The organism is Nocardia sp. NPDC056100 (genome assembly GCF_042266325.1).
Taxonomy (GTDB): Bacteria; Actinomycetota; Actinomycetes; order Mycobacteriales; family Mycobacteriaceae; genus Nocardia.
The window spans coordinates 952,200-975,315 of sequence record NZ_JBHJVY010000003.1 but is presented as its reverse complement, the minus strand read 5'-3'; the positions used below and the strand labels follow the sequence as shown (position 1 = coordinate 975,315).

Annotated in this window: 19 protein-coding genes; 6 read left to right on the top strand and 13 right to left on the bottom strand. The window is 68.2% G+C overall.

All coding sequences use genetic code 11. From position 1 onward, the window contains the following. Nucleotides 1-4: 4 nt before the first annotated feature. The 6 genes from ACFC0O_RS26615 to ftsH form a co-directional block, all read right to left on the bottom strand. Nucleotides 5-475 carry a DUF3180 domain-containing protein gene (locus ACFC0O_RS26615; RefSeq protein ID WP_375962323.1) on the bottom strand — a complete coding sequence of 157 codons (471 nt, stop codon included), beginning with the start codon at nt 473-475 and terminating at the stop codon, nt 5-7. Further along, nucleotides 472-1,008, bottom strand: a complete 537-nt coding sequence (gene folK / locus ACFC0O_RS26610; RefSeq protein WP_375962320.1) for a 2-amino-4-hydroxy-6-hydroxymethyldihydropteridine diphosphokinase — start codon at nt 1,006-1,008, stop codon at nt 472-474. The genes ACFC0O_RS26615 and folK overlap by 4 nt, the downstream gene beginning before the upstream one ends. 2 nt (nt 1,009-1,010) lie before the next feature. Beyond that, nucleotides 1,011-1,388 carry a dihydroneopterin aldolase gene (folB, locus tag ACFC0O_RS26605; RefSeq protein WP_375962318.1) on the bottom strand — a complete coding sequence of 126 codons (378 nt, stop codon included), beginning with the start codon at nt 1,386-1,388 and terminating at the stop codon, nt 1,011-1,013. Next, the gene (gene folP / locus ACFC0O_RS26600; protein WP_375963856.1) at nt 1,385-2,242 is read right to left on the bottom strand and encodes a dihydropteroate synthase; all 858 of its coding nucleotides are present in this window, start codon (nt 2,240-2,242) and stop codon (nt 1,385-1,387) included. The genes folB and folP overlap by 4 nt, the downstream gene beginning before the upstream one ends. A 77-nt stretch (nt 2,243-2,319) precedes the next feature. Then, nucleotides 2,320-2,940, bottom strand: coding sequence for a GTP cyclohydrolase I FolE (gene folE / locus ACFC0O_RS26595; protein WP_375962315.1), 621 nt, complete (start codon nt 2,938-2,940; stop codon nt 2,320-2,322). 232 nt (nt 2,941-3,172) lie between these two features. After that, a complete protein-coding gene (gene ftsH, locus ACFC0O_RS26590; protein ID WP_364637613.1) occupies nt 3,173-5,533 on the bottom strand; it encodes an ATP-dependent zinc metalloprotease FtsH in 2,361 nt (786 codons plus the stop codon). Nucleotides 5,534-5,836: 303 nt separating this feature from the next. Between ftsH and ACFC0O_RS26585 the strand changes: the two genes are divergently transcribed. Then, nucleotides 5,837-6,766: a hypothetical protein gene (locus ACFC0O_RS26585; RefSeq protein WP_375962313.1), complete on the top strand. Its 930-nt coding sequence runs from the start codon at nt 5,837-5,839 to the stop codon at nt 6,764-6,766. A gap of 60 nt (nt 6,767-6,826) precedes the next feature. Here ACFC0O_RS26585 and ACFC0O_RS26580 read toward each other — a convergent pair whose 3' ends face one another. Then, nucleotides 6,827-7,672, bottom strand: coding sequence for a DUF1266 domain-containing protein (locus ACFC0O_RS26580; protein WP_375962310.1), 846 nt, complete (start codon nt 7,670-7,672; stop codon nt 6,827-6,829). 149 nt (nt 7,673-7,821) lie between these two features. On the opposite strand from ACFC0O_RS26580, the gene ACFC0O_RS26575 reads away from it, so the two are divergent. Then, the gene (locus tag ACFC0O_RS26575; RefSeq protein WP_364637607.1) at nt 7,822-8,106 is read left to right on the top strand and encodes a DUF2277 domain-containing protein; all 285 of its coding nucleotides are present in this window, start codon (nt 7,822-7,824) and stop codon (nt 8,104-8,106) included. Between the two features lie 21 nt (nt 8,107-8,127). Here ACFC0O_RS26575 and ACFC0O_RS26570 read toward each other — a convergent pair whose 3' ends face one another. Then, nucleotides 8,128-9,375 (bottom strand): PucR family transcriptional regulator, encoded by a 1,248-nt coding sequence (locus ACFC0O_RS26570; RefSeq protein ID WP_375962308.1) that lies wholly within the window; start codon nt 9,373-9,375, stop codon nt 8,128-8,130. Between the two features lie 306 nt (nt 9,376-9,681). Between ACFC0O_RS26570 and ACFC0O_RS26565 the strand changes: the two genes are divergently transcribed. Both ACFC0O_RS26565 and ACFC0O_RS26560 read left to right on the top strand, forming a co-directional pair. Continuing rightward, nucleotides 9,682-11,280: an aldehyde dehydrogenase family protein gene (locus tag ACFC0O_RS26565; protein ID WP_375963854.1), complete on the top strand. Its 1,599-nt coding sequence runs from the start codon at nt 9,682-9,684 to the stop codon at nt 11,278-11,280. Further along, nucleotides 11,277-12,107 (top strand): SDR family oxidoreductase, encoded by an 831-nt coding sequence (locus ACFC0O_RS26560; protein ID WP_375962306.1) that lies wholly within the window; start codon nt 11,277-11,279, stop codon nt 12,105-12,107. Before ACFC0O_RS26565 ends, ACFC0O_RS26560 begins: the two co-directional genes overlap by 4 nt. Nucleotides 12,108-12,186: 79 nt before the next feature. Here the strand turns inward: ACFC0O_RS26560 and ACFC0O_RS26555 are convergent, their stop codons facing one another. Next, on the bottom strand, nt 12,187-13,590 hold the full coding sequence (locus ACFC0O_RS26555) for a TerD family protein (RefSeq protein ID WP_375962304.1): 1,404 nt from the start codon (nt 13,588-13,590) through the stop codon (nt 12,187-12,189). 51 nt (nt 13,591-13,641) lie between these two features. Between ACFC0O_RS26555 and ACFC0O_RS26550 the strand changes: the two genes are divergently transcribed. Beyond that, the gene (locus ACFC0O_RS26550) at nt 13,642-14,514 is read left to right on the top strand and encodes a PfkB family carbohydrate kinase (RefSeq protein WP_375962302.1); all 873 of its coding nucleotides are present in this window, start codon (nt 13,642-13,644) and stop codon (nt 14,512-14,514) included. Here the strand turns inward: ACFC0O_RS26550 and ACFC0O_RS26545 are convergent. The 3 genes from ACFC0O_RS26545 to ACFC0O_RS26535 all read right to left on the bottom strand — a co-directional run bounded on the left by ACFC0O_RS26545 (nt 14,499) and on the right by ACFC0O_RS26535 (nt 20,172). Continuing rightward, nucleotides 14,499-15,182, bottom strand: a complete 684-nt coding sequence (locus tag ACFC0O_RS26545; RefSeq protein WP_364637597.1) for a nucleoside/nucleotide kinase family protein — start codon at nt 15,180-15,182, stop codon at nt 14,499-14,501. The genes ACFC0O_RS26550 and ACFC0O_RS26545 overlap by 16 nt on opposite strands. 113 nt (nt 15,183-15,295) lie before the next feature. Continuing rightward, nucleotides 15,296-17,521: a protein kinase gene (locus tag ACFC0O_RS26540; protein WP_375962299.1), complete on the bottom strand. Its 2,226-nt coding sequence runs from the start codon at nt 17,519-17,521 to the stop codon at nt 15,296-15,298. Beyond that, nucleotides 17,518-20,172 (bottom strand): serine/threonine-protein kinase, encoded by a 2,655-nt coding sequence (locus ACFC0O_RS26535; protein ID WP_375962296.1) that lies wholly within the window; start codon nt 20,170-20,172, stop codon nt 17,518-17,520. Before ACFC0O_RS26535 ends, ACFC0O_RS26540 begins: the two co-directional genes overlap by 4 nt. Before the next feature lie 246 nt (nt 20,173-20,418). Between ACFC0O_RS26535 and ACFC0O_RS26530 the strand changes: the two genes are divergently transcribed. After that, a complete protein-coding gene (locus tag ACFC0O_RS26530; RefSeq protein ID WP_375962294.1) occupies nt 20,419-21,846 on the top strand; it encodes an amidase in 1,428 nt (475 codons plus the stop codon). A gap of 147 nt (nt 21,847-21,993) precedes the next feature. On the opposite strand, the gene ACFC0O_RS26525 is transcribed toward ACFC0O_RS26530, so the two are convergent. Next, nucleotides 21,994-22,881, bottom strand: a complete 888-nt coding sequence (locus ACFC0O_RS26525; RefSeq protein ID WP_364637589.1) for a LysR substrate-binding domain-containing protein — start codon at nt 22,879-22,881, stop codon at nt 21,994-21,996. Nucleotides 22,882-23,116 lie beyond the last annotated feature (235 nt).

Genomic DNA, 23,116 nt, shown 5'->3' with positions numbered 1-23,116 from the left:
TTTGCTATGAGGTAGCCGCTTCATCGGGCGGATCAATCGGCGCGCGACAGCAATATTCCAGCCACAATGCCGCCGCCACCAGCAGCAGCCCGGCCACCAGGCCGACCACCGCACCCGGGGTGTCCGCCGAGGCCGCCCGCAGATCCGAGCCCTGCGGCAGCAGCCAGATCAGGAACCCCAGCCAGATGCCGCCCACCAGCGAACCCACCTGGGCCGACGCCTTCGCCAGCGCCACCGCCCGCGCCGCGGTGATCGGATGCAACTGCCGCGGACTGTCCCCGATCCCCCGGTTCTCCACCCGGGCCCGAATCACGAACGCCAGCACCGCCTCCAGCACCGCCACCGGCAGCAGCGAGGCCCCCGAGAACACCGTGATGGGCGGGAAACTCGAATACGCGACATTGGTGGCGATCCAGGCCACCACCGCCGCCAGCGCCACATTCAGGCACAGATCCAATACGCGAGTCGGCTTCACACCGGCCACCCCAGCGCCAGCTCGGTGCGGCGCACACCCTCGATCTCGGCCGCGTCCAGCACCGCGAGCAGCTCCCGAAGCGATTGCGGCGCACCGGCACTCACCTCCAGCGCGGCATCGGGCTCCACCTCCAGCCACGGCACCAGCACGAAAGCCCGATTGTGCGCCTGCGGATGCGGCAGCGTCAGGATCGGATCGGCACTGCGGCACGGCACCTCGCCGTCCCGGCGGCGCTGTGCGGCCCACACGATATCCACATCGAGAGTCCGTGCGCCCCAGCGCACCTCGCGCACCCGCTCGGCCGCCTGCTCCAGCTCCTGCCCCACCCGCAGCCAATCCGAGGGCTCCAGCTCCGGATCCTCGGCCACCAGCACCGCGTTGAGGTAATCCTGTTGCGGCACACCGCCCCACGGCGGCGTGGAGTACACCGACGACACCGCGAGCAGGCGCGGGCGCAGCGCCTCGATCACGCCGCGCAGGTGCGCCAGCCGATCACCCAGATTCGATCCGATCGACAGCACTACCCGGCTCACCGCTACGCCTCCTCCGGTTCGCGCCGACGGGACGTGACGACCCGGACATCTTCGAAGCTATGCGGAATCGGCGCGGAGGGCTTGTGCAACACCACCTCGACCTCGCGAATTCGCGTATCGGCCATCACCGCGTCGGCCAATTCGGACACCACCGTCTCGACCAGATCGCGCGGTTCGCCCGCCACGATGCGCACCGCCAGATCGGCCAGCTCACCGTAGTGGATGGTATCGGCGATATCGTCCGATTTGGCCGCGGCCGCGAAATCGGTCCACACGGTCAGATCCACCACGAAATCCTGGCCGTCCCGCTTCTCGTAATCGAAGACGCCGTGATGGCCGAAGACGCGCAGGCCGCGCAATTCGATGCGGTCGGTGCTCAAAGTTGTTCTCCCTGTGTCCAAGTCCACCTGTCGACGACCCTGCCCGCGCGGGCCCGCCGGGCATTGCGCCAGGCATCGGTGACCGCGATGGCGTCCAGCGAGGCGCGCACATCGTGCACGCGCACACCCCAGCCGCCGTGCTCGGCGGTCAGGGCGGAAATGGTGGCGGTCGCGGTTTCGCGACCGGCGGGGGGACGCGGAATATCGGCATCCGCCAGCAGCGAACCGAGGAAACGCTTACGCGAGGCGCCGATCAGAATCGGCAGCCCGGTCGCCACGAATTCCGGTAGCGCACCGAGCAATTCCCAATTGTGGTCCGCGTTCTTGGCGAAACCCAGACCCGGATCCAGCACCAGGCGGCCCGGATCGACACCGGCGGCGACAGCCATATCGACCTGATCGCGCAATTCCGCGAGCACCTCGGCGACGACATCGCCATAGTGCTCGGCGGGGCCCGTGTGCTCATAGTTCGCACCCGCGCGCCAATGCATGAGAATCCACGGAACACCGGCCGCCGCAACGACTTTCGCCATATCGGCATCGGCGCGGCCGCCGGAGACGTCATTGACCACCGACGCACCGGCCTCGATGGCGGCCTCGGCCACCCGGGCGCGCATGGTGTCCACACTCGTCGGAACGCCCAGCGACACCAGCTCCCGGATCACCGGGGTCACCCGCGCGGCCTCGGTCTCCGGGGAGACCCGGTGCGCACCGGGACGGGTCGACTCACCACCGATATCGATGATGTCCGCGCCCTGCTCGTACAGCCGCCACCCGTGCGCGACGGCCGCACCCACATCCAGGAACTTGCCGCCGTCCGAGAACGAATCCGCGGTGACGTTCACGACGCCCATCACGACACATGTGCGGCCCCCGCGGGGCAGCACCAATTGCGTCCCCCGCGAACCGCTTTCGGTCATGGTTGGTGCGCTCACTTCCGGAGAATGAGGTCCAGGGCCTCGGCGCGCGAGGACGCGTTGGTCTGCAGCAGACCGCGCACCGCGGAGGTGGTCGTGCTGGCGCCGGGCTTGCGGATTCCGCGCATCGCCATGCACAGGTGCTCGGCCTCCACCACGACGATCGCGCCGCGCGGGTCCAGCTTGCGCATGAGGGCGTCGGCGACCTGGCTGGTGAGGCGCTCCTGCACCTGCGGGCGCTTGGCGTACATATCCACCAAACGCGCCAGTTTGGACAAACCCGTCACGCGGCCGTGCGCGCCCGGGATATAACCGACGTGCGCGACACCGTGGAACGCCACCAGATGGTGTTCACAGGTCGAGTACATCGGGATATCGCGGACCAGCACCAATTCCTGATGCCCCTCGTCGAACGTGGTGTCCAGCACCTTGTCCGGCTCGGTGTAGAGCCCGGCGAACATCTCCTTGTACGCCCGGGCCACGCGGGCCGGGGTATCGGCGAGACCGGGACGATCCGGATTCTCACCGACCGCGAGCAGCAATTCGCGAACGGCGGCCTCTGCGCGATCCTGATCGAACGGCCGACCGGTGTCGAGCGCGATCGGACCGGAGACGACACGGTTGTTGGCCGACAATCGACACCTCCTGTAGAGAACTGCCGCACGTGGAAAAGGGTGCGGCGTACGCGGCTGCCGCCGGTACGGGCCCGGACACCAGGCGTGGCGCCCGCCGCGAGCGGTGCACCCGCACGCGGTGCGGTGGTGCACCCACCCGCGCGCGGAACCTCACCGCCCGTCGCGCGGGCCCGCACCTACCGGACCGGACCCGAACCGGGCCGCGAACCAGATGAGCCTATCCGGGGCTCGATCAGCGGCGACCGTTCGGTCCGTCCCACTCACCGTTGTCCTCACCGGCGGGCGGCTGCTGGCCCTCCGGCTGCTGCTGCCCGTAGTCCGGCTGCTGCGGCGGCTGCGGCGTGTACCGCTGACCACCCGCGGGGGCCCAGCCCCCGTACGCCTGCCGCTGTGGCGGCTGCGTCTGCGGCTGATCCTCCTGCGGCGGCCAGCCCGGGGCCGACCATCCGGCGGGAGCGCCGTAATCCGGACGGGAACCGTGCGTGCCCGCGGGCCGCGGCGGATAACCGCCCGGCTGCGGCAGCGGATAACCGGCCGGAGCGGGAGCGGGGTAACCGCCGTACTGCTGTCCGCCCGGGTAGGCCGGATCGGCCGCCGGATAGCCGTTGGCGGGCTGCCCGACCGGAACGACCGGGCGCACCGGCTCCTCCGGCCACGGCTCGCCGCGTTCGGTGGCCAGCTCGCGCGGGGTCTTCACCGGCGGGCGATCGGACGGGGTGCGGCCGCCGAAATCGTTGAAAGCGGTTATGCGCGGCCGCTTTTCAATGGTGGCGAGCACGACCTCGAGATCCTTGCGGTGCAGCGTCTCCCGCTCCAGCAGCGCGGTCGCCAGGGCGTCCAGCTCATCGCGGTAGTCGTTGAGCACGGCCCACGCCTCGGTGTGCGCGGCCTCGATGAGGTTGCGCACCTCCTCGTCGATCTCGCGGGCGACCTCGTGCGAATAATCCGAGGCGGTGCCCATCGAACGACCCAGGAACGGGTCGCCCTGTTCCTGGCCGTAGCGGACCGCGCCCAGGCGGGCGCTCATGCCGTATTCGGTGACCATGGCACGGGCGATCTTGGTGGCCTGGTCGATATCGGAGGAGGCACCGGTGGTCGGCTCGTGGAACACCAGTTCCTCGGCGGCGCGACCACCCATGGCCATCACCAGGCGGGCGATCATCTCCGACCGGGTCATCAGGCCCTTGTCGTCCTCGGGCACCGTCATGGCATGACCACCGGTGCGGCCGCGGGCCAGGATGGTGACCTTGTAGACGGGCTCGATATCCGGCATCGCCCACGCGGCCAGGGTGTGCCCGGCCTCGTGGTAGGCGGTGATCTTCTTCTCGTGCTCGCTGATGATGCGGGACTTGCGGCGCGGGCCGCCGATCACGCGATCGACCGATTCCTCCAGGGACGCACCGGTGATCACGGTGCCGTTCTCACGCGCGGTGAGCAGTGCGGCCTCGTTGATCACGTTCGCCAGGTCCGCGCCGGACATGCCGACGGTGCGCTTGGCCAGACCCTCGAGGTCGGCATCGGTCGCGATCGGCTTGCCCTGCGAGTGCACCCGCAGGATTTCGCGGCGACCCGCGAGATCCGGATTGCTCACCGGGATCTGCCGGTCGAAACGACCCGGGCGCAACAGCGCCGGATCCAGGATGTCCGGGCGGTTGGTGGCCGCGATGATGATGACGCCGGTGCGCTCACCGAAACCGTCCATCTCCACCAGCAGCTGATTCAGCGTCTGCTCACGTTCGTCGTGGCCACCGCCGAGGCCGGCGCCGCGCTGGCGGCCGACCGCGTCGATCTCGTCGACGAAAATGATGCAGGGGCTGTTCTGCTTGGCCTGATCGAACAGATCACGCACGCGGGAGGCACCGACACCGACGAACATCTCCACGAAGTCCGAACCGGAGATGGTGAAGAACGGGACACCCGCCTCACCCGCGACCGCGCGGGCCAGCAACGTCTTACCGGTACCGGGCGGGCCGTACAGCAGCACGCCCTTGGGGATCTTCGCGCCCAGGGCCTGATAGCGGGCCGGGGCCTGCAGGAAGTCCTTGATCTCGTACAGCTCTTCGACGGCCTCGTCGGCGCCTGCCACATCGGCGAAGGTGGTCTTGGGCATATCCTTCGACAGCTGTTTGGCCTTGGATTTGCCGAAGCCCATCATGCCGCCGCGGCCACCGCCCTGCATGCGGGACATCACGAAGATGAACAGGCCCAGCAGAATCACCATGGGCAGCATGAAGAGCAGGATCTGGCTGAGCCAGGAATCCTGTTTCACCGAGGTGTTGACCTTGGCGCCGGAATTCTGCGCGGCCTGGAAGATCTGCTGCGAGATCTCGCCACCGCCCGGATATTTGGCGATGATCTTCTTCTCGCCGCTGGTCGCATCATTGCCGTTCTTCAGCGTGATGCGCAGCTGCTGTTCTTTGTCGTCGATCTGAACGTTGTCGACATTGTCTTTGTTCTGCAGCTGGGAAAGCGCCACCGACGTGTCGACCTTCTGCCAGCCGCGCGTGTCATCACTGAAGATGCTGACCAGATAGATCACGAGCAGGAAGCCCGCGACTATGGCCAGGTTGCGGAACACATTCTTGCGGGTCATAGAGCGTCGGCCGGCGGCCAGTCCTTTCCGGGGGGTGTATCCGGTTTGCCTGCGATGCTTGTGGCGCGCCCGTTCCAGCGAACGGATGCGGACATGCCACGTTACCCCGTAGGGTCGAGTCGTTACATCGCGCAGTTCGGCAGCTAATGCAGTTCAACAGGTAAACGGCTAAAGAACGCGGGTGGTTCCCCGACCATCTGCGGCAACACGTCGGGACGGTCACCCCCTGGTGTCGGACCGAGTGGTCACAATGATGGCATGGTCGTCCCATCGTGAGCGACGACACAACAGAGCGCAGGGGGTATGGACATAGTCGAGCTACGGACACCCACAGCGATTGTGCGGCACGGCAACGGGCGACTGACGGTGCTGCGGCCGGGAACGGACGGCGAGCGCGTGCTCGACGTACCGGTCGCCGAACTCCTCAAGGTGCGGTTGAACCGGCGCGCGGATGACGCCGTCGTCATCGAGATCTATCTCCGCTATCCCACCCCCGTGCTCACCGGCGTGCCCGCCGACCGCACTCCCCTGCCGGTGCTCATCGCCGAACACGATGTGCCCGCCGCCACCGTCATCGTCGAGCGGATCAACAATCAGATCCTGGCCACCCAGCGCCTGGATGTGGCTTCCCCCGACCTGAATCCGCCCGCACCGTCCTGGGGCCGCACCGGTCCCGCCCGCGCCGATGTGGATCGTGCGGTGCGCCGGATGGCGCCCAAGCGCGATGCCAAACCGGCCGTCGCCGCGCTGCACCGCTATGTCACCGCCGATGAGTATCTGCTGGAGGCCGCGCTCGTGAACGCGCAGCCGCCCGCCGCGAAAGGCGCTGGGCTGCTTGCGGTCAGCACCACCCGGCTGATGTTCATCTCGCTCGGCACCGGTAAGCGCTTCGCGCACGAGCTACCCATCGCGGCCCTGCTGTGGGCGCGCACCACCGATGACACCGCGGGCTCGGGCACCGCGCCGGGCGAGTACGGCGTCGAGGTGAATGACGGCAACCTGTCCTGGCATTTCACCGGGACCGATCGCGCCGATACCGAAAGGGTCACCGGCGCACTGAATTTCGCGATCCAACGGGAATCCGCCGACGGGGCAGCCGGTCCCGCCGATCCGGGCGTGCACAAGCTCTACTCCGAATGGGAGCTGCTCGTCGAGCGGCACTCCCTCGCCATGGTCGACGACGCGCAATTCCAGCGCTACGGCCGCGGCATTCTGCGGTCCCTGCCCGACTGAGAAGAATCCGGCCGAGGAAAAAGAGAACTGACCCGCCGTGCGGCGGGTCAGTCGATGGGCCTAATCCTCCGGCTGTTCCGGTTCCGCCTCGGGCTGGAGTTCGATGCGCCGCCACGGACTGGTCGGGCGCATCCACAGGCGCAGCAGTTCCATGCGCCGGTCCACCCCGCCGGATTTGAGTTCTGCGAGATCCTCACACGCCTGCCAGTAGGTCCACCCCGCCAGATAGGCATCGCCGAATTGCCGCCAGTTGCGGTATTTGCGCTGAGCCAGCGGCAGGGCGCGCATGAGGTAGTCCCAGGCCACATCGGCCTCGAAATAGCCTGCGGTGTAAGCCATCCGGCTGACCGCGACGACGCGGGCCAGATCCCACGCCTGGATATCGGTGGGCAGCGGGCGCACCAGATGTTCGGTCAGGCCGAGTTTGATGGCCTGGGACCAGATGTCGTAATCGCGTACCAGCGCTTCGGGATTCTCCATCCCGCGGAACGAACCGACCTGGCGCAGGAACGCGCGATGCCGGTCGGCGCGCTCGCCGAAGCGGTCGCGTTCGGGGGAATTGATGCCCGCCATCACCAGTGGATGCACGAGCGCGTAGAGCGGTGAATGCATGCCCTCCAGGAGTTGCTCCATGGATGCCATGGCCTCGGTGCCGTCGGTGATGCCCCAGGCTCCGGTGAGGGTGTCGATGGCGAGTTCGCGGCGGTCGCCGAGGGGATGCTCGCGTTCGGGTCCGAGCAGGAGTGCGTCGTGGAAGGCGTCCCAGCGGGCGGAGTAGAAACCGCCGAGCGCCAGAGCGCGAAGTTCGTCGTCGGAGACCTGTGCGCCGGACCAGTGGTCTTCCTCGCGCTGGTCGAGCTCCGGGTAGGGGAAAGTCGTCAGCGTTGGCACGTCGCGGGCGGGCATGCCTCGATTCTTACTCATCGGTGTTGGAGTGGCCGAGTATTCGCCGATCGCGTGTGGCGGCTTTCTCGAGCCCGTCGGAGTGTGATTCCGGCGCAAGCCCCGGATTCTTCACCTGTCATGCAACTAATTCCGGCATTACTCTCTCGGGCATGTGTAGAAATATCACCATCCTGCGCGGGCTGGAGCCCCCCGCGACGGACCAGGAAATCTACGCGGCCGCGCAGCAATTCGTCCGCAAGATCAGCGGCGTCTCGGGCTTGACGACCGCTACGAAACCGGCCGTGGACAAGGCGGTGGAGGCCATCGCGGCCGCCACCACGCAGCTGCTGGCGGAGCTGCCGGATCGGCGGGTGCCGGTGGCGGCGGACAATGAGCCGCCGTTGCGCCGCATCGCCGCTCGTGAGGCCGCCGCCCGCGATGAGGACGCGAGCTAGAGCGGGCGGAAGGCGTCCGGTTCAGACGCCGTAGACGGCCACGCAGTCGAGCGCGATCTCCAGGCGCGGGCCGCGCCGGTCGATGGAGTGATCGAGTAGTTCTTCTATGCGCTGAATTCGGTAGCGCACGGTGTTCTTGTGTACGCCCAGTATTTTCGCGGCCGCGTCCGGACTGCGGCGGGCGCGTAAATAGGCGTGCAGCGTTTCGCGCAGGCGCGCCGATTGTGCGTCGGGTGCCGCGAGCGCGCCCAATTCCCTGTCGATGAGTGCCCGCATGGCGGTCTCGTCGGCTCCGGCCAGATAGGCCACCTCGACGTCGGGATAGCGCACCACGGCCGGTAGCCCGGGCCGGGCGCGTTCGGCGACCTGCCGGGCGGCGATGGCCTCGCGGTGTCCGCCGCGGAATCCGGCGACCCCGGCGGCGGGCACCCCGGCGGCCACCCGGACGGCCGTTTCGACCGGCCAGGCGGCTCGTGCGGAGTCCGGGAGCTCATCGTCCAGGCCGATCCACGCCCACAGCGCCGCGGCCCCGGAGGGGACGGTCAGGACGCTGCCGTTGCCGAGGGCGCTGGCGCAGCGGGCGGCGACGCGGTCCAGCAGTCCGGCGATATCGTCCGAGCCGTCGGGCGGGGTGAGCGTGGTGTCCTCATCGGTCCACAGGACCAGGGCCAGATGTCGCTGTGCGAGCCGGTAGCCGAGCCGGGCGGAGGCGAGTTCGATATCGAGTTCGCCGCCGCCGAGCAGGGCGCGCACGATTTCGGCGCGCTGGTTGAGCGCGGCGCGCAGACCGCTCTCGCGCTCCTGCATATAGGTGTCGGTGAGCGCCTCGACCGAGGTGCTGATCCAGCGCGTGGAACGGTCGAAAAGCCTTAGCAGGACATCTCTTTCGATCTCGCGGGGCAGCTGTCCCTGACCGACGATCTCGGTCATGTAGTCGAGCAGCGCCTCCTGGCCGACGTGGTAGACGCGCAGCAGCAGCCGCACATCGTGACCGCGCCGGGCAACGGTGCGGGCGAAGGCGTGCGCCTGTTCGGGCACCGGATAGTCGAACCGGTCCTGGGTGAGTCCGCTGAGCACCTCGTAGGCGTGCGCGCGGGTGCTGGCGGACAGATCGCGGCGCATATCCCGGTCGCGGAGTTCGGGAACGCGGGTGATGATCGCGCTGTCCAGGCGGGTAAGCACCTGTTCCAGGTTCTCGGTGCGCAGGTTTTCCGCGACGAAATCGGCGATCCACTGCCGGGTGGCCTCGCTGGTCTCGATAATGGCCACGGGTGGACCTTCCCCTTTGGTTCCAGAGCACAAAAGCGACCGGAATCCTTGAGCCCAGAAGCCAAGAATGTCCCGGCGAAATTGTGTCACGATCATAGTTCAGTGAGCTGTCGCACAGCTCACGGAGCCGAACCGGTTCGCAATGCAGCGCACGTGGGAGAGCACACCGTGACCAATACCGAGCCCGCCGCGGGTTCCGCCCGTAAGACCGCACCCCGTAAGGCCGCCGCCAACGGCACCGCCAAGAAGGCGGCCGCGAAACCGGCGGCCAAGGCCGAGCCCGCCGCGCCGGTGGAGCCCGCGGCCGTGGTCGCCGCCGCTCCGGAAGCCGCCGCCGCGGCACCGGAACCGGCTGCCGCACAGGTGATTCCGACCGAGCTCGAGGTGCGCAATCCCGCCACCGGCGAGGTCGCGGGCACGGTGCCGATCGATTCGGCGGCGACGGTGGCGGCCAAGGTGGCCGAACTGCGCCTGCATCAGCCCGAATGGGAGGCCATCGGCCCGGACGGGCGGAAGGAATGGCTGCTCAAACTCCAGGACTGGCTGGTCGACAATACCGACGCGCTCGCCGACATCCTGCAGTCCGAGACCGGTAAGGCGCGCATCGACGCGCTCATCGATCCCGCGTTCTCCATCGACCTGACCGGCTACTACGCCCGCCGGGCCGCGAAATTCCTTGCGGACGAACATCCTTCGCCGCACAGCCCGCTGGCCCGGGTGAAGTCGCTGACCCGGGTGTTCCGGCCGTATCCGGTGGTCGGTGTCATCACGCCGTGGAACTTCCCGCTCGCCATGCCGGTGATCGACGTGATTCCGGCGCTCGCCGCCGGTGCCGCCGTCATCCTGAAACCCTCTGAGGTGACGCCGCTTTCGGCGGTCGCGCTGGTGCGCGGCTGGCGTGAGATCGGTGCGCCGCCGGTGCTCGATATCGTCACGGGCGCGGGCGAGACCGGTGCGGCGGTCGTAGGCCATGTCGACTACGTGCAGTTCACCGGGTCCACCCCGACCGGCCGCAAGATCGCCGCGGCCTGCACCGAGCGGATGATTCCGTACAGCCTGGAGCTGGGCGGTAAGGATCCGGCCATCGTGCTCGCCGACGCCGATCTGGATCGCGCCGCGCACGGTATCGCCTTCGGCGGCCTGTTCAATGCCGGGCAGGTGTGCATCTCAGTCGAGCGGGTCTACGTGGAAGCGCCGGTCTACGACGAATTCCTGAAGAAGCTGACCGCCGCCGTCAAGGAGGTCCGGCAGGGCGTGGACGGCCGCGAACCCAAGTACGACATCGGCGCACTGGCCAACGAGGCGCAGGCCGGGATCGTGCAGCGCCATGTCGACGAGGCCGTGAAGGCGGGCGCGCGGGTGCTCACCGGCGGTAAGCGCACCGGTGTCGGCACGCTGTTCGAGCCGACCGTGCTCGCCGACGTCGATCACTCCATGAGCTGTATGACCGAGGAGACCTTCGGCCCGACGGTGCCGGTCATGAAGGTGGCCGATGAGGCGGAAGCCATTCGGCTGGCCAATGATTCGATCTACGGCCTGTCCGCGTCGGTGTGGAGCGGTGACAAGGATCGCGCGGAACGCATTGCGCGCCAGCTGAATGCGGGCGCGGTCAATATCAACGACGTATTCGCGAACATGTTCAGTTTCGCGCTGCCCATGGGCGGCTGGGGGCTGTCCGGCGTGGGTGCGCGCTGGGGTGGCGCGAACGGGGTGCGCAAGTACTGCCGGCAGCAGGCCATCACCAAGCCGATCCTGCCGACGCAGACCAAAGAGCTGCTGTGGTTCCCGTATTCGCCGACCAAGCTGGCGTTCTCGCTGGCCGCCATGCGGGCCGCGGGTGCGCGCGGACTGCGCCGGTTGAGCGTGCAGGCCGTGTTCGACACCGTGAAGGGAACCGGTAAATGACCGACTTCAGTGGGATTTCCGGCAAGGTCGTGGTGATCACCGGTGGTGCGCGCGGTATCGGGCTGGCCACCGCGACGGCCTTGCGGGCGCTCGGCGCGAAGATCGCCATCGGTGATATCGACGAGGTGAGCGTCAAGGAGTCCGGCGCCGCACGGGGTTTCGAGGTGTACGGGCGGCTCGACGTCACCGATCAGCAGTCGTTCGAGAGCTTTCTCGATGACGTCGAGCGGGAGCTCGGGCCGATCGATGTGCTGATCAACAATGCCGGGATCATGCCCACCGGGCGGCTGGTGGATGAGCCGGACGCGATCACCCGCCGCATTCTGGATATCAATGTGTACGGCGTGATCCTGGGTTCCAAGCTGGCGGTGGCGCGCATGCTGCCGCGCGGCAAGGGGCACGTCATCAATATCGCGTCGCTGGCCGGGGAGACCCATATTCCGGGTCTGGCCACCTACAACGCGAGCAAGCACGCGGTGCTCGGGTTCACCGACACCCTGCGCGAGGAGTACCGGGGCACCGGGGTGCGGTTCTCGTCGGTGCTGCCGACGCTCACCAAAACCGAACTGGGGTCCGGGGTTTCGACGCCGGCGCTGCTGCGCCCGGCCGAACCGGAGGAGATCGCGGACGCCATCACCCGGTTGATCGTGGAGCCCAAATCCAAGGTGCGGGTGACCACGGTGGCGGGTCTCATCTCGCAGGTGGTCGGGCTGCTGCCGGAGGCGCTGGGTGATGCGCTGGGGCGGGCGCTGGGCGCGCAGAGCGCGTTCCTGGACGATGTCGACTCCGGTGCGCGCAAGGCGTACGAATCACGGGTACGCGGTTAGTTTCACCGCGTTTTTGAACTGAAACGGGTTGTGGCCGAGAGCAATTCGGCCGCAACCCGTTGTCGTTTCCGCGTCGTGATCAGTGCACGGTGGCCAGCACGAAACGTTTTCCGGGATCGATCATCTTGGAAACCGTTGCGCCGTCGCCATATTCGCCGAGCGCGGTCATATTCCAGCCCTGCGGCGCACGGGTCAGCATGCACATGAAAAGTCCGGTGCGGCGATCACCGCGGGACAGTTCGAACCGCACCAGTTCCGCGCCGGAGAAATCGTCGACCAAACGGCAGAAGGCGCGCGCGATTTCGTCGAATTTCTGGCCCGAGTAGGAATTCACGGTGAAGAGCAGGGCGTACACGTCGGGGGGCAGCGCGGGCAGGTCGACCGTGATCACCTCGTCATCGCCCTCGCCCGCACCGGTGAGATTGTCGCCGGAATGCTTTATCGCGCCCTTGAACGCGGACAGCTTCACGAACCAGACCTTGCCCAATTCCTTGGCCTGCCGGTTGTAGGCGACCACCGAGGCGTCGAGGTCGATATCCTTGCCGCGCTTGGCCGGATCCCAGCCGAGCGCCATTTTCACGCGGGTGAGCGAGGGCGCGCCGGTCTTGGTGAGCGAGACGGTCTCGTTCTTGCTCAGGGACACTCGGCCCTTGTCGAGGCTGACCGTCGCCTCGCCGAACCTGGGCTGCGGCGGGGGTGTGAAGGACTGCGGCTGCGGCGCGTACGGCTGCTGCGGCGCACCCTGCTGGTACGGCGGCGGCGGAGACTGATACGGATTCTGCTGCGGCGGTGGGTAATACGACGGTGGCGGCGGATAGTTCGGCGTGCCGGGCGGCGGATAGTTCGGCGTCGTCGGCGCGGGAGGCGGGTAATTCACCGTGGTGGGCGCGGGCGGCGGATAGTTCGGCACGGGTGGCGGGTAATTCACCGTCGTCGGCGCGGGCGGCGGATAGTTGACCGGCGGTGGCGTGTACGCCTGCTGCGGTGCGGGCGCGTCATCGACGGTGATGCCGAAATCGGTGGCGATTCCGGCGAGCCCGTTCGCGTAGCCCTGGCCGACGGCGCGCACCTTCCAACTCCCCTGTCGCCGATAGATTTCCACGCCGATCAGCGCGGTCTCGGTGCTCAGATCGGTGGGTGTGAAACTGGCCAGGGTGGTGCGCCCGGTCGGATCGGCGACGGTGATGGTGAGTCGTCCGGCGCGGCCCCAGTTGGGCGGTCCGGAACCGTCCAGGCTGGCGGTGACCACGATCCGGTCGATCTCGGCGGGCACCTGCCGGGTGGCGATCCGAATGCGGTTGGGCGGTTGGGCGGTGACGCCGGGACCGACCGGCTGGTTGTAGAAGATGAAATCGCTGTCGGATCGGACCTTGCCGGTTGCGGTGAGCAGCAGGGCCGCCACATCCACCGCGGTGGCCGCGCTGACCTCGACGACCACTTCGTCCGCGTTGATCGGCGCGTTCGCGCCCTTGGTCAATTCCATTGCCTGCCTTACCTCCCCGTTTCCACCACGGTAGCGCCGTATCGTCACCTGATGGACGACAACGGAGCGGTATTCATCGGACTGTCCACCCTGGACTTGGCGTACGCGGTGGACCGGTATCCCGCCGAGGACAGCAAGACCCAGGCCGATGAATTGTTCCTGGGCGCGGGCGGTCCGGCCGCCAATGCCGCGGTCGCCTACGCGCACCTGTCCGGCCGGGTGCCGACGCTGGTCACGGCGCTGGGCAAACATCCGCTGGCGGAGCTCATCCGGGGCGATCTGCACCAGCACGGGGTCGGCGTCACCGATCTGACGCCGGACAGCGCGCAGCAGCCGCCGGTGTCCTCGATCATCGTGGCGACCGCGGCGGCGACGCGAACCATCGTGTCGCTGGACGGTTCCCGCGTATACGCGCCATTCGACAGCGAGGCCGCCGAACACCTGCACCGGGTGGCGGTGGTGCTGGTGGACGGGCACTATGCCGAACCGTCCCTGCGGATCGCGGCGGCCGCGCGCGAGCGGGGCATCCCGGTGGTGCTGGACGCGGGGCGCTGGCGGCCGGTGCACACCGAACTGCTGCCGCTGATCGATATCGCCATCTGTTCGGCGGCCTTCGCCCCGCCCGGTGTCGCTCCCGCCGAACTCTTCGACCAGTTGCACGCGATCGGCCCGGCGTGGGTGGCCGTCACGCACGGCGCGCACCCCATCACCTATTCCATGCCCGGGGAGCGCGGTGAAATCCCCATCGGCACAACGCATGCCGTGGACACCCTGGGCGCGGGCGATATCCTGCACGGCGCGTTCTGCCATTTCCATCAGCTCGGCGAACCGTTCCCGGCGGCGCTGCGGCATGCGGCCGAGGTCGCTTCGCGCTCGTGCGTTTCCGTCGGTACCCGGGCCTGGATGGATCAGACGATGCGGTAGGCGCGGCCGAATTTGCGCAGCACCAGATCGGCGCTGGGGCGGGTGCCCTCGACCAGGCGGGCATTGAGCAGATCGCTCTCGGCGACCTTGGTGCGCGCGGCCTCGGGACTGCGGCCGCCGCGAATATGCCTGCGCACCAGGCGTTGTTCGATGACCGGGCGCGGGACGTCGAGGTACCAGGTGGCGTCGAGCAGCGGCCGCACCGCGGACCAGCCGGGCGCGCCGTGATCGTTCAGCAGCAGGTAGTTGCCCTCGGTGACGATGATGCGCTGCCGGTCGAACACCACGCCGCCGGGTACCGGTTCGTGGATCTCGCGATCGTAGGTCGGCCACGGAACCGGTTGTCCGAGTGGGGTTTCGCGCAGTTCGCGCAGCCGGGCCACATATCCGGCGGCGTCGAAGGTATCGGGTTCGCCCTTGCGCGCGAGTTCGCCGAGCGCCCGCAATTGCGCATTGGTGAGGTGGAATCCGTCCATCGGCGCGACCTCCGCGATGGCGGTGCCCGCGGCCAGATTCAATTCATCGCGGACTCCGCGCGCGAGGGTGGATTTGCCCGCGCCGGGCGGTCCGGCTATCCCCAGGACGAACCGACCGGACTGTCCATCGGCGCGCTGCCTGATACGCGACGCCAGCTCCGCCAGGGAAGTTTCGACACTGCCGCGGGTCACGCCGCCAACCCTACGGAATCGACCCGAAAATCGTTGCCGCCTCGCCAGGTCCGCGGGCCGATCGATATCCGCCGCGTCCGCGATCGTTCGCGACGACGACGCCGGATCATCGGTTACCCGTCGCGCCCGGAATCGCCCGGCGCTCGGCCGCCCTTCGGAATCGCGCGCACCAGCGCCTGTAAATCGGCCTCGAGCAGGCGGAACAGCCAGTAGCTGAGCGCGAAGGCGAGCACGCCGCCCACACTCAGCCAGCGCACCGGGACGATCACCAATTCCAGGTCCTCGCGCGAGACGAAAGTGGCGGTTACGACACCGAGCAGCGGCACCGACGCGGCCGCCGCCAGATATACATTGCTGCGCCGCGCCAAACCGAGCAGCTGTCGCCGATCGGCCGGTCCCACCGCGCCCCGCACCAGCAACTGCGGATACAGCGCCCGCACCGAATACCCCGCGATCAGGAAGAACGGATACGCGAGAGCGATTGCGGCACACACCACCTGGGCCGTGAAGAAATGCAGGAAGGTATGCGGTGGCAGCCGCGCCCCGGACGCGGACAGCGCCAGCGGCCAGGCCACGCCCGCGATCACCCACATCAGGAACGGTATCCACACCGCGCGCTCACCGAGCAGCAGTGTGTCCGCGCGGGCGCGGGCCAGCGCCGCGGGCGAATACCGATGCCCGCGGGCGAGCCGATAGGTGACCGTCAGCGGCCGCCGCGCCAGCCACAGCAGCAGCAGCGCCGCGAGCGGGAACGCGATGGCATTGTTGACCAGCGCGACCGTGCCGAACCGCTGCTGATCGACCGCGGACAGCCGATCCACGATCAGGCTCTGGTTCAGCCGGATGTTGTAGACGCTGGCCAGCGCGTTCGGCACGCCGACGCACAGCGCCGCGATCGGCACCGGCCAGCTCCTGGCCCGCGACCGCCAGCTCTTCGGCGGCGGATCGACCAGGTCCCGGGCGCGCGCGTCCAGGCAGAGATCCAATTGCCCGGCCAGTTCGACGCCGTTCTGCCAGCGCCGATCCGGATCCGGGTCCAGGCATTCCAGCAGGACGCGGCGCAGCGTGGCCGGGGTGTCCGCGGGCAGTGCGGCCAGCGCGGCGGGTTGCACACCTGCGCGCCGCCGCGCCAGCATGGCCGTCACGACCTCGTGCCCGGGTATGCCGTCCGCCGCGGGATCATCGAATGGCGCTGCGCCGGTGAGCATTTCCCACAGCAGCACGCCGAGGGAGAAGATATCGCTGCGCGCGTCCGGCATCGGCGCGGCCGGATCCAGCCGTGCGGCAAGGGCTTCCGGTGATCGCCAGCGCAAACCCTCGGGCGAATCCGACGCCACCCCACCGGAACCCGGGATACCGGCGTTCCAATACAGCGGCCCCAGTGCGAAATCCGCGAGTTTGGGCACGCCCTCGGCCGTGAACAGCACATTCTCCGGCCGAATATCGTGATGCAGCACCCCGTGCCGCTCGGCGTAATCGAGCGCCGCCGCCAGCCGCCGCCCCACCCATGCCACGGTCTCCGGCCAGCTCAACTCCGAAATCTCGCGCCGCACACTGGAATCCGCGGGCCGAATCTCCCCGCGCGCCTCCATCGCGGCGTCGACCGCCCGCAACAAGAGCTCACCGCCGGCCGCGGGACCGGGTTGCGCGCGGAGCAGGCCGAGCACCCCCGCGGCATTGCCGCCCGGCAGGTACTGCATGTACAGCAGGCGCAGCGGGTTGCCGTTGCCCGCGATGAGGCGCTGATCGTAGACGCGGACGATGTAGTGGTGGTCGAGTTGGGCGACGGTGGGGCTGTCACTGTTCGCGCCGGACTCCACCCGCACCGCGACCAGTCGCTGCATGGAGCGCTGGCGGGCCAGGAACATGCGGCTGTGCGTCACCCCGCCGAGATCGGTGAGCAGATCGAAATCGTCCAGGCGGCGGCCGGTTTCGATGCCCGCGGGCAGTTCGGGCGGCGGGGCGGGGGTGATGCCGTCCGAGAAGCGACGGCGGATCTCCCCCGCCACCTCCGGGTATTCGGCGCTGAAGGTGTCGACGTCCAGCGGCCGGTATCGGCTGCGGACCAGGTATTCCTCGCACACCAGATCCGCGAATTCGGAGCTGCGGGTGACAGCCGGGAATTCACTGCGATAGTCGGCGATGCGCTTCTCCATACCGGTGCGCCGCCAGCGCTGCCGCATATCCACCCGCACCAGCGCGGTGAGCACATCGAGTTGCAGCGCCTCACCGTCGGGAACGTAGCCGTCCAGTTCCGGCGGTTCGAGGCGGTCGCCGCGCAAGGTGGATTCCCATTCGGCGGTGAAGCGGGAAACCGCCTGCGCCGGATGCTCGTTCACGATCCGGTACCCACGGGCTCCCCGGTGTCGTGAACTCGGCGACCGGGCGCCACCACACGTTCCAGGGCTTGCAGATCCGCCTCCAGCGCACGAAACATGATGTACACGGCCACGAAGGCCAGGATGCCGCCCACGCTGAGCACCCGCACCGCGACGATTACGCGCGGAATGTCCTCGGGCGGCAGGAATGTCACGCCCGCCACGGCCAGCAGCGGCACCGACGCCGCCACCGCCAGGTACGTGGTGCAGCGGTGCCCGAGCCGATGCAGCCACACCGCGTCCTCACCGCTGATATCGCCGTGCCGCAGGAACATCGGATAGATACAACGCACCAGGAAGAAGGTCACCAGGAAGAACGGGTACGCGACCGCGATGGCCCCGCACACCACCAGCGACACCACGAAATGCACCATGCCGCGCGTCGGTATCTCACCGGTGGACAGGCGCAGCGCGACCGGGAAGGTGATCGCGCTGATCAGCCACAGCGAGAACACGATGAGCGAAATGCGTTCTCCGGCAAGGAGTACATCGGCTCTGGCGCTGCGCAGCGTGTCCGCGTCGTAGGTCTTGCCTTTGCGCAGGCCACGCGGCACCCGGATCACTCTGCGGCACTGATAGATGATCAGCGCCGCCCCGAGCGGGAAGAACAGCACGTTCACCAGCGCGGTGATGAGGGTGAAGGTGTGCATGGCGGCATCGGACATGCTGCTGATGATCAGCGTGTTGTTGTGCACGATGTTGTACAGCGAGGACAGCACATTGGGGATCGCGATGGCCAGGACGACGATCGGGATCAGCCAGGGCCGCAGCCGCATGCGCCAGCTGTGCGGCGGCGGATCGACCAGATCCCGCGCGCGCTGATCCAGGCACATCTCCAATTGGCTTGCCAGTACGGTCCCGCTGCTCCAGCGGTCCTCGCGGTCGGGGGCCAGGCAGGTGAGCAGCACGCGGCGCAGTGCGGCCGGGCAGTCGGCGGGCACGCGTTCCAGGGCGACCTGTTCCACACCGCCGCGCCGCCGGTCCAGCATGGCCTCCAGGGTGGTGTGGTCGCCGTGGCCGCCGGGTCCGGCGGTCGAGTCATCGAATGGTTTCGCACCGGTGAGCAATTCCCACAGCACCACGCCGAGCGAGAAGATATCGGCGCGGGTGTCGAGTTCGGCGGCCGAGCGGGCGCGGCCGGGATGGCACGCCTCCAACTGTTCGGGCGACATGTACGACAGCGAGCCGCCGAAGTAGGCGACCGGGCTGGCGTCATCGAGATTGCGGCTGAAACTGATGTTGAAGTCGGCCAGTTTCGGCACGGCCTCGGCGGTGAGCAAGACGTTCGCGGGCTTCACATCCCGGTGCAGCACCCCGTGGCTGTCCGCGTAGTCGAGTGCCTCGGCGAGTCTGCGGCCGAGCCAGGCAACGGTTTCCGGCCAGCTCAGTCCGGCGAGTTCGTCGCGCACACTGGAATCGGTGGGCCGGATCTCGCCCTTCTCCTCCATGGCCGCGTCCACGGCGTCGAGCAGCAATTGCCCGCTGCGTTCGGCCACCGGGGTGGCGCGCACCCAGCGCAGCACCCCGAGCAGGGTGCCGCCCGGCAGGAACTGCATGTAGAGCAGCCGCATACGCCGCCCGCTGCTGGTCCGGATGCCGGAGATGAGCCGCTGGTCGAAGACCCGCACGATGTAGTCGTGATCCAGTTGCGCCAGGGTCTGCGGTTCGGTGCCGTGATCGGCGGACACCTTGACCGCGACCAGGCGTTGCAGGGAGCGCTGCCGGGCCAGGAATACGCGCGCGAACGCACCGCTGCCGAGGCTGGTGAGCAGATCGAAATCGTCTATGCGCTGGCCGATTTCGAGCCGGTCCAGCAGTTCACCGGTTTCGGGGGCGCTGAGTCCGCCGCCGGTGGCGCGGGTGCCGTCCATCGCCGCGGCCAGGGCGGACGGGTCCTGCTGGGTGAGTTCGCCCTGCTCGGGGACCCGGGTGGAATCGCCGTCCAGCAGACCGCCCGCGCGGGTGGAGTCGATATCGAGCGGAATGCCCGGATGTGTGGAATCGCTGTCGTCGAAGGGTGCGGCCCGGGTGGCGTCATCGCCATCGCGAATGACGGTGGAATCACCGAAAGAGTCTGTGCCCCTGGTGAATTCGTCGAGTATATCGGCGGCGCGGGTGAACTCGGCCGACGGCACGTGGGTGGTGCCGCCGCGGGTGGAGTCGTCCCGGGCGGCCCGCCGGGTGCTCTGATCCTCGTCATCGGCATTGAGTAGTTCGCGCAACTCGTCGGCCTGGTGCGGATACTCACGCAGACAGTCGCGCGGATCCACGCGTTCCCCGCTGTGCCTGCGGATGACGAACTCCTCGTACACCAGCCCGGCGGGCAGATCGGGCTCGGTGAGTTCGGGGAACTCGGCGCAGTACTCGGTGAGGCGTTTGCGCCGTTCCTGCGCCGGGACCGGCCCACCGGGGCGGCGCAGCCAGCGATGGCGCATATCGACCCGGATCAACTCCAGCAGCGCGTCGCGTCGCAGCGTGCTTGCGTCAGGCAGGAAAGCTGCGATATCCGGCGGCGTGGCAGCACTGCCCCACGCCGCGGTGAACGCCGCGACCACGGTGAATTCCGTTCCGGCCGAGTGACGGCCGGAGCGGCGCTCGGAACTTGAAACCATGTCCGCACCCATCTGGCTCGGCACGGATACCGTTCGAATCCGTACTGACGATCCATAGATGGACGGTTTTCCGATACCGGAAAAATCCGCCACACCAGACACCATCATCCCTGAGCAATAGCCGGAATGATAACTTGCGGCTGAACAGCGGATCACCCGATTTCGAACTCGAAGCGACGGGGGAACACCAGCATGTACGACGAGGGAGCCGCGCTAGCGGTTGACGCAGCGGTGAACGAGGCAGTGGTGAACGACGATAAAGCCGATATGAAGCCGGAGCCGCACATCTGCGCGGCAGAACCCGAAACTCCCGAAATCCTTCCACCCTTGGATCTGACCACCGCGACCGGGATCGCCTCCGCCGTCCAGAACGGATCGGTGACGGCCGAGCAGATGGTGGACGATGTACTCGCGCGGATTCGCGCACAAGATCGAAAAGTGAACGCGTTCAGCGAGGTTCGCTTCGACGCCGCCCGTGCCGAAGCGCGCGCGCTGGCCGAGCGGCCCGATCTGGACGTATTGCCGCTGGCCGGGGTTCCGGTCGCGGTGAAGAACAATATCGACGTCACCGGCGAGGTCACCCGCGCCGGATCGCTGGCCGGGGACAATCGGCCCGCGACCGCGGACCATCCGGTGGTGCGGCGACTACGCTCGGCCGGCGCGGTCATCGTCGGCCTGACCACGGTTCCGGAGTTCGGACTCTGGGGCGTCACCGACACCCCCGAGCGCATTACCCGCAGTCCCTGGAATCCGCGCTTCAGCGCGGGCGGCTCGTCCGGCGGTTCGGGCGCGGCGGTCGGCGCGGGCATGGTGACCATCGCACACGGCAATGACGGCTTGGGCTCGGTGCGCATTCCGGCCGCCTGCTCCGGCGTGGTCGGCGTCAAGCCCGGGCGCGGCCTGGTGCCCGCCGAGGTGGGACTGGATTCCTGGGGCGGCATGACCGAGAACGGCGTGCTGGCAACCACTGTCGCGGACGCGGCGCTCATGCTGTCGGTGCTCGCCGATCGGCCCGCGCTCGCCGAACTGGATCCGCCCAAGACACTGCGCATCGGCCTGGCCACCGCCGCGCCGACCCCGCTGTCCCGGGTGGATCGGGCCTGGGCGGGCGCCGCCGATATGGCCGCGGCCGCCGCCTCCACCGCCGGGCACACCATCGGGGTGTCCGAACTCCCCTATCAGGGCGCGACTTTCGCGCTCGGCCTGCGCTGGGTGGCCAATGCCGCGCGCGAGGCGGGCACGGTTCCGCATCCGGAACTGCTGCAGCGCCGCACCCGCACGCATATCGCGCTGGGCCGCTTCGTACTGAAATCGGGTCTGCTGCGCGCGTCCCAGGTGGATCGCATCGAGGCGCGCCTGCTCGACTACTTCGAACGCTATGACGTCGCCATCACCCCGACCCTGGCCACCCCGCCGCCCCGCGCGCGCCGTTGGCATTCGCGGCCGTGGCTCGCCAATATCGTTGCCAGCGCCCGGTTCTCACCGTTCACGCCGCTGTGGAATCTGGTCGGCTGGCCCGCCATCTCGGTGCCGATGGGTGTGCATCAGCGCACCGGCACCCCGCTGGCCGCGCAGCTCATCGGCCCGCCGGGCAGCGAGAGCACACTGCTGAAACTGGCAGCGCAGCTCGAGGCCGCCTGCCCGTGGGAGCGCACCGCGCCGGGCAAGGAGTAGACCCGGCGGCCACGCCGCCAATCGCTTCAGGCACGAAAAGGGCGGTCCCGGTGCGGGACCGCCCTTTTCGATATCGCTGCTCAGCGGCGGCGGCAATGCCTCCGACCCACTACCGCCGTCTGATTCGAGCTACTGCGCCCGATCGAGCTACTGCGCGGCGACCGGTTCCCGGTCCGCGAATCCGCCTTCGAGTACGCGGGCGGCGAACTCGAGGATGGTCGGGCGATCGTCGTCGGCGCGCCAGGCCACGGCCAGTTCGCACGGCGCGAGTCCGGCGACGGGTCGCGCGGTCAGGCCGGGCCAGCGGTACATGGGCACATTGTTCTCGGCGAGCAGGCAGACACCGAGTCCGAGCGAGACCGCCTCCAGGCGCTCCTCGGCGGTGGCCGCTTCCGCGCCGATCTTGGCCTGGCGACCGCCGCGGGCGTCCGCGCCGAGCCAGAAATCGCGTGCCGCACCGGCTTCGGCGGGCATGGCGATGAAGGATTCATCGGCGAGCGCGGCGAATTCGATGGTGTCCTGTCCGGCCAGCGGATGATTCTCCGGCAGCAGCACCCAGCGCGGCTCGGTGCGCAGCACCTGCCACCGGTAGCGACCGGTGTCGGGTACGGGCAGCCACATGAGCGCCAGGTCCGCCTGTCGCCCGGCCAGGCCACTGGACGGGTCGGTCCAGGATGCGGAGTGCAGGGCGAGTCGATGCCCGCTGGCGCTCTCCAGATCGGTGATCAGGCCGCGGCCGATGGAGGATTGGATGCCGACGCGCAGCACCTCACCCGCCTCCTGCAACGCGACATTGGTGACTTCCCAGAGCTCGAGGATGCGGCGCGCACCCTCCAGCAGTTCCTTGCCCGCGACAGTCAGTGCGACACTGCGCTGATTGCGGTCGAACAGGACCACGTCGAGTTGACGCTCCAGCTGTCGAATCTGCCGGGACAGCGTGGGCTGCGCGATGTGCAGCCGCTGGGCGGCGTTGGTGAAATGCAGTTCCTCAGCGACGGCGACGAAATACCGCAGGTCGCGCAAATGCGGGTCCATAGCCCCTTGCTATCAGAATCGGTCTTGAATATCCAGCCGTATCCGACCCAAAAGTTTGAAACTGAGTCAGAAAACAGCCGTCAGGTTTGTTAAAGACAGCATAGGGCGCGCCCGAAACTTTCCGGTAACCGGCACCGCGAATTCCTGGCCATTCCCCCCGACACGCATGCCCGAAATTGATACAGACATGTGACCAGCAGTAACACGCACCACGCTACACACCCCCGCCGACCGG

Coding starts and splice junctions, on each gene's coding strand:
- ACFC0O_RS26555 (WP_375962304.1), bottom strand. CDS start 13,590: ATGGAATTGACCAAGGGCGCGAACGCGCCGATCAACGCGGACGAAGTG.
- ACFC0O_RS26575 (WP_364637607.1), top strand. CDS start 7,822: ATGTGTAGAAATATCACCATCCTGCGCGGGCTGGAGCCCCCCGCGACG.
- ACFC0O_RS26585 (WP_375962313.1), top strand. CDS start 5,837: ATGGACATAGTCGAGCTACGGACACCCACAGCGATTGTGCGGCACGGC.
- ACFC0O_RS26560 (WP_375962306.1), top strand. CDS start 11,277: ATGACCGACTTCAGTGGGATTTCCGGCAAGGTCGTGGTGATCACCGGT.
- ftsH (WP_364637613.1), bottom strand. CDS start 5,533: ATGACCCGCAAGAATGTGTTCCGCAACCTGGCCATAGTCGCGGGCTTC.
- folP (WP_375963856.1), bottom strand. CDS start 2,242: ATGGGCGTCGTGAACGTCACCGCGGATTCGTTCTCGGACGGCGGCAAG.
- ACFC0O_RS26550 (WP_375962302.1), top strand. CDS start 13,642: ATGGACGACAACGGAGCGGTATTCATCGGACTGTCCACCCTGGACTTG.
- ACFC0O_RS26525 (WP_364637589.1), bottom strand. CDS start 22,881: ATGGACCCGCATTTGCGCGACCTGCGGTATTTCGTCGCCGTCGCTGAG.
- ACFC0O_RS26580 (WP_375962310.1), bottom strand. CDS start 7,672: ATGCCCGCCCGCGACGTGCCAACGCTGACGACTTTCCCCTACCCGGAG.
- ACFC0O_RS26535 (WP_375962296.1), bottom strand. CDS start 20,172: ATGGTTTCAAGTTCCGAGCGCCGCTCCGGCCGTCACTCGGCCGGAACG.